Below are 6,053 nucleotides of genomic sequence, written 5' to 3' on the forward strand. Positions count from 1 at the left end.
GCGTAACGGCGCGAGCGCACTCCGCCAAATCCTGCCGTATCCATCTCTAACCCTAACGCTCGAGTAAAGCTGGCATCACCGTCGGCTAACATCATTAATTCTGAGGCGTTTTGGGCCTCGCCCCAGGCCTTCATCACAAAGGCATCGTTGACGGAAACGCAGGCGATGATGTCCACCCCCTTGGCTTTAAAGGCGTCGGCTAAGACCACATACCCGGGCAAATGCGCCTCGGAGCAGGTGGGCGTAAAGGCGCCCGGCACAGCGAATAACACCACTTTTTTACCAGCAAACAATTCGGTAACCTGATGATTAACCATGCCCTCTTTAGTTAATTGGCTGAGCGTCGCCGTGGGTAATGCTTGACCTTGAGCAATCATGTTTCTCTTCCTTTAGTTAAAATAACCCTGCCATACTAGCCCGAATTGTTCGCGAAAAACACCGAAAGAAAACAGGGGATTAGGCAAGATAACCCCGACGGCGCACGAAAGCGTATAGTCCAAGCCACAACAGCGCTAGGCCTGATACAGCGCCCCCTTCAACGATGATAACATCGCTTTGCTGATCCCGATCGCGACTCTCCAGCGGCAAGGCATACAGGCTATTGACGTCATCAGCACTGATCGTTGCCACGACCTCGCTGTAACCCACCTCATACACATCAATCAGCACATCGTAGTGATCCGTGGCGTAACCGTTATAAAGCGTTGTCAGCACCTCATACTCATCCTGACTGGCGCTGCCGTAAATGCTAAATACCTCGGTGGTGTAATAGCGCACCCAAGGACCACCATCACGGCTAAGATAGAGCTCGGCAAAAACCTCCGCCCGCTCGTTAAGATAAGTACCACTGACATCCACATCGAACGTCACGCTAAACGTGCGATAAAAACCATCGCGATCCGCGTCTTCAAATAAACGGCTGCGCGCCGAATCAATAAAAAACGAATGATAAACCGCCGCTTGACTCAGATCCTGCGGGGTGGCGCTTGAGCGCGGTAAATTGTTTAGGTGTTCAGCCTGCACTTGCTCGCGTGTCATTGGCGGTGCGGCCATCAGCTTAAGCGGTTTAGCGGGGGTTGGCGCGGGTAGAACGGCAGATGTCGCGGCGGGCGCCTCTGCCAAGGTGGTCTCTGTCATGGTGCTCTCTGTCAAAGCACCCTCAGCCAAGGCAGACGCTTGATCTTTATTCGCATCGGCCTGCAGTGCTTGGCGCAATTGGGCCAATGCGTGCTGCTCTTGTTCGGCCTGCCGCTGCGGATTGTCGCGCTGCTGCATACCGATACTGACGGCGGTCGGTGACGTCAATTCACTCTCTGGCAGCGTTGCAGCGATAACGGTATTGGCGAGCAACAACAGGCCGGCGCCAAGGCCTACATGGTATTTCACGGCACGGCGCACTGCCGCAAACTTAACTGTATTCATCTTACACCCCGTGGTGATGAGCTCTTAATATTGGAATATTAAAGGCCAGCCAAGGTGAATATAAGCTGAACATCGCCCCGTGCCTAGCGCAGCCGCATTGAAGATATCAAGCTCCGCCCCCAGACCATGGGCAAGCGCCATAACTGCCGCCTTAACCGCGTAAGCTTAACTTGTTTGATGAAAGCGACGTTAACTTAACCGGTTTTAGTCTAAGGGGTGTTGACTTAAATGCCGCTGGCTTAAGCAAAGCTTGAACGACATCAAAAAATTAACGGCATTAAACGTAACGGGCTGTCGGTTCAATTCATTCAGCCTCGATTCATGTACTGGGCTGCACACTGAAGTACTGGCTGCAAACGTGGCAAAGTGCTTGATGGGGCAATGTTGGCGGTCGACTACAATGAATATTACACCAGATGGCTTTCAAGCAATTGGCGGCCCTGTCGATGTTTGTTAAGGTGAGCAGGTATTCCTAGACGATTCGATAAGTTATCTCGTTAACTCATTCAGTTAAGGTCGTCGAACATTCACGGGTAACGGATATGAAACCAAGTCTTACGTTGTGCCTTATCACCTGCTTATGCCTGTCTTTTAGCGGGATGGCTGCAAATGAACGCCAGCAGGAGCGCCATAGTGAGCGACAAAAAGATCGCCAACAGGAACGCCAACCATCCCGCGCCCAGGGATTACAGACCGAGCCGCGGCGCATGGTGGTGAACGGCCCCGAGCAGGCGGTCGCCATGGCTCAACGGCAATTTCGCGGTAAAGTGTTAAGCGTACAATCGAGCGGCTCAGGCTACCGGGTCAAAATCCTCAATAACAATGGCCAAGTCTTTTCGGTATCGGTAGATGCCGCCAGCGGGCGAGTATCAAGGAACTAATCATGCGACTGTTATTAGTTGAAGACGATCGAGAACTCCAAGCCAATCTCAAGCAACATCTTATCCAAGCCCATTACAGTGTCGATGTGGCCAGTGACGGTGAAGAAGGCCTCTTTCAAGCCCTTGAATATCAATATGATGCCGCCATTATCGATGTGGGTCTGCCAAAGCTTGATGGCATTAGCCTCATTAACCGCGTGCGCGAAAAGGGCCGAGATTACCCTATTTTAATTCTCACCGCCCGGGACAGTTGGCAGGATAAAGTCGCTGGCCTCGATGCGGGCGCGGATGACTATCTGACCAAACCCTTCCACCCTGAGGAACTCATCGCTCGCCTCAAGGCGCTGATCCGCCGCGCAGCAGGCAAGGCAAGCCCGCTGATCACCAATGGTCCATTCAGTTTAAATACCAGCACCCTAGAAGTGAAAAAGGGCCAAGAGTTAGTGCCCCTGAGCGGCTCTGAGTACAAGTTATTTGAGATTTTTATGCTGCATCAAGGCGAAGTAAAATCAAAAACCGTCCTGACCGAGCATATTTATGATCAGGATTTTGACCTCGACTCCAATGTTATTGAGGTCTTTATCCGCCGTTTACGCAAAAAACTCGACCCCGATAACCAATACAACTTAATCGAAACCCTGCGCGGCCAAGGCTACCGTCTTAGGGTGCTCGTCAGCGAGCAAAACGCCAATGAGTAAGCGCGGATGAGCAAGCGTGCCGACATCTGGCAAACACTCAACTCCCTCAAGGCGCGCCTCGTGGTCAGCGCCTTGCTGTTTATTCTGGTGTTATTGCCCCTGATTGGCGTTGGCTTGAATGACGCCTTTACTGAGCAAGTCAAAAGCGCGGCGAAAAACGAGCTCAGCGCCTATTTTTACTCGGTGCTGGCGGTCACTGAGGTCGAAAATGGGCAGATATTTATCCCCGAGCTGGTACTCGAAAATCGTTTTAATCTCATTCAGTCAGGCCTTTACGCTATAGCAACCACTCAAGATAGCACCCACTCACCCACCATCGTCTGGCATTCGCAGTCCTTTATGGGCATCCCCCCGCCAACGGGGATTACCATTCCAGCGACGGGACAAAGCGCCTTTGCCGCCATTGAACTTGGCACCGAGCCTCACCTGATTTACAGCTTTAGCGTCAGTTTTGCCAGCCAAGATCAACAGGTGCCTGTGACGATTCACATTATTAAGGATCAACGGGAGTTTCAGCAGCAGATAGATCAATTTAATCAACAGCTGTGGACTTGGTTGCTGATCTTAATCCTGGTGATGTTAGTGTTTCAGCTCAGCTGGCTCATTTGGACCATTCGGCCGCTGGCGCGTTTTACCCAAGAATTGCACTCAGTGGAGCTCGGCAAATCGCGCCAATTAAGCAGCCAATACCCTAGCGAGCTACAGGCGGTGGCTCGGCAGCTCAATATCCTGCTGAACACCGAGCAAACTCAACGGCAGCGCTATCGTAATGCCTTAGCAGATCTGGCTCACAGCCTCAAAACCCCCCTTGCGGTGATCAAGAGTCAACAAGATCTGAGTGAGGCCTCAAGCGAGCAAATCTCCACCATCAGTCGGATTATTAGCCATCAGCTAAAACGAGCGCAAACCGCCGCCGCAGCGTCTTGGCATCTGGGGATCCCGGTAGAACAAGTCGCAAGCAAGCTACTGAGAACCCTTGCCAAAATATATCAAGAACCCCAAATCAGCCTCAGTAGCGACATCGATCCCGCAGCCATTTTTAAGGGCGATGAAACCGATTTGACCGAGATGCTAGGTAATTTACTCGATAACGCCTGTAAAGCTGCAAAATCCAAGGTGAAATTAACCGTGCGCGGGGATGCCTATCAACTACAGCTATGCATAGAGGATGACGGCCCCGGCATCAGCGATGCGCTCAAACACCATATTTTTGAACGGGGGATGCGTGCCGACTCCTATCAACAGGGCCATGGCATCGGCTTAGCAATCGTGCGTGACTTAGTGGATAGCTACAACGGCAGAATTTCAGTATCGCGCTCGGCAAACTTAGGCGGCGCACAATTTACGATAAGTTTTATCCATTCGGTATAACCGCCAACCGCTTTCAGCTCATGTTCATCTTCAGCCACCTATGATGCCCATAACATCCTCAAACAGGATTATTGGAGCATATTATGAACAGAACCTCTCAATGGCGTTGGTTAGTCTTATCGGCAGCGCTTATCACACTGCCCTTTGCCACGCCCACGCAGGCCGCGTCCACCTTCGCTAGCCCACAGGCGAGTCAAGTCCTCTCCCAAGCCGAATTGGAGCAAATGCTCGCGCCTATCGCCCTGTATCCCGATAGCCTATTGAGCCACATTCTGATCAGCGCCACCTACCCACTCGAAGTGGTACAAGCCGATCGCTGGTTAGCCGCACGCTCCCAATTATCGGTCGAGCAAGTGATGGCGCAGGCGCAAAATCAAGGCTGGGATCCGAGCGTTAAAGCTCTGCTCGCCTTCCCAACTGTGCTGCAAAAAATGGCCCAAGATTTAGAGTGGACCCAAAAGCTCGGCGAGGCCTTTTTAGCCGATGAGTCCCAAGTCATGGACGGGATCCAATCCCTAAGACAACAGGCAGATAAAGCCAACAGCCTGCGGGACATGGACAATATGGCCATCACCCGCAGCAATAACCAAATCATCATCGAGCCTGCGCGGCGAGAAATTATTTACGTGCCCTACTACGATCCGCGGGTAGTGTACGGCACATGGCGCTGGGGAACGGCCTATCCCCCGGTTTACTGGCACCATAGCAACTATGCCTATCGTCCCGGACACAGCCACTTTTACTGGACACCCGGCATCCAGATTTCCTTCAACTTTTTTTTCAGCGCCTTCCATTGGCATAACCACAAGGTGGTGGTGATTGATCACCATCACTCACATCACTATCGCCCATGGGAAAAATACAGCGTCAGCCACGGCGCGCAGCCTTGGAAACATAAAGTGGAGCACCGCCGAGGTGTCGGCTACCACAATCCAGTAGTGAAACAACGCTATTACGCCGTCAGCCAGCAGCGGGATGCCCACTCAAGCACAAGCGGCAAGCATCCACAATTTATCAGCCAATACTCCAACTCCAACTCAAAGCCAAGCCTTAACACGCGAGATCTTAAGGAACGTGAGCAACAAGGTGATAGGACCGAGCAGGCATTAAAAGAACGAGCGGTAAAAGATCGAGCAGTAAAGGAGCGGGCAGCGGATAGGACGCAAGAAGAACATCGAAAAGCCAACCCTCGAGATGAGCGCCAACCGCCACGGGTACCCAACTATCAACAAACACAGGCCGAATTAGCAGAGCGACGCGCGGCCAGTAAGCAGGCCGCGCCCACGATAAAGGAGCGCCACGCATCGGATAGTCGTTATCGCCATGATAGTCAGCCACTCAAGTCGGAGCCATCGCGAGCGTTCACCACAAGGGAACCGATAAGCGCGCCGGTTAGCGACGCGGCCAAGCGCTACCCAAGCCGCGACATACCAGCGCGCAGCGATGAAGCTTTGCGCCGTGAAACTCAACGCCCCGAGCCATCACGTTACGAGCAAGCACGGCCCGCACCCAAGCCACGGGAAGAGACTCGTATTCGCCAAGAGCCGCGATCCGAGAAGCATATCGCCCGCACCAGCGAGCAGCGCCCGCGCGGAGCTGAGCACAACCAAGAACGGCGCCAACGGGAATGACCGCAACGATAACCGCAACTTAAGGCGCAAGCAGCCGATGACAGGCTTAG

6 protein-coding genes are annotated in these 6,053 nt (G+C 52.9%); 4 read left to right on the top strand and 2 right to left on the bottom strand.

The genetic code is table 11. From position 1 onward, the window contains the following. Together ACRCZA_RS15285 and ACRCZA_RS15290 are read right to left on the bottom strand one after the other, a co-directional pair. Positions 1-377: peroxiredoxin (locus ACRCZA_RS15285; RefSeq protein WP_438675251.1), on the bottom strand; the 377-nt coding region annotated here is incomplete at its 3' end. A 79-nt stretch (positions 378-456) separates the two neighbouring features. Then, on the bottom strand, positions 457-1,422 hold the full coding sequence (locus tag ACRCZA_RS15290; protein ID WP_438675252.1) for a choice-of-anchor H family protein: 966 nt from the start codon (positions 1,420-1,422) through the stop codon (positions 457-459). Positions 1,423-1,964: 542 nt separating this feature from the next. On the opposite strand from ACRCZA_RS15290, the gene ACRCZA_RS15295 reads away from it, so the two are divergent. The 4 genes from ACRCZA_RS15295 (at position 1,965) to ACRCZA_RS15310 (ending at position 6,003) form a co-directional block, all read left to right on the top strand. Further along, complete coding sequence (locus tag ACRCZA_RS15295) at positions 1,965-2,303, top strand: PepSY domain-containing protein (RefSeq protein WP_438675253.1); 339 nt, start codon at positions 1,965-1,967, stop codon at positions 2,301-2,303. A gap of 2 nt (positions 2,304-2,305) precedes the next feature. Further along, positions 2,306-3,001, top strand: coding sequence for a response regulator transcription factor (locus ACRCZA_RS15300; protein ID WP_438675254.1), 696 nt, complete (start codon positions 2,306-2,308; stop codon positions 2,999-3,001). 6 nt (positions 3,002-3,007) lie between these two features. Next, positions 3,008-4,372, top strand: a complete 1,365-nt coding sequence (locus ACRCZA_RS15305; RefSeq protein ID WP_438675255.1) for an ATP-binding protein — start codon at positions 3,008-3,010, stop codon at positions 4,370-4,372. Positions 4,373-4,455: 83 nt separating this feature from the next. Continuing rightward, a complete protein-coding gene (locus tag ACRCZA_RS15310; RefSeq protein ID WP_438675256.1) occupies positions 4,456-6,003 on the top strand; it encodes a DUF3300 domain-containing protein in 1,548 nt (515 codons plus the stop codon). Positions 6,004-6,053: the final 50 nt, after the last annotated feature.

The organism is Shewanella sp. (assembly GCF_051658185.1).
Taxonomy (GTDB): Bacteria; Pseudomonadota; Gammaproteobacteria; order Enterobacterales; family Shewanellaceae; genus Shewanella.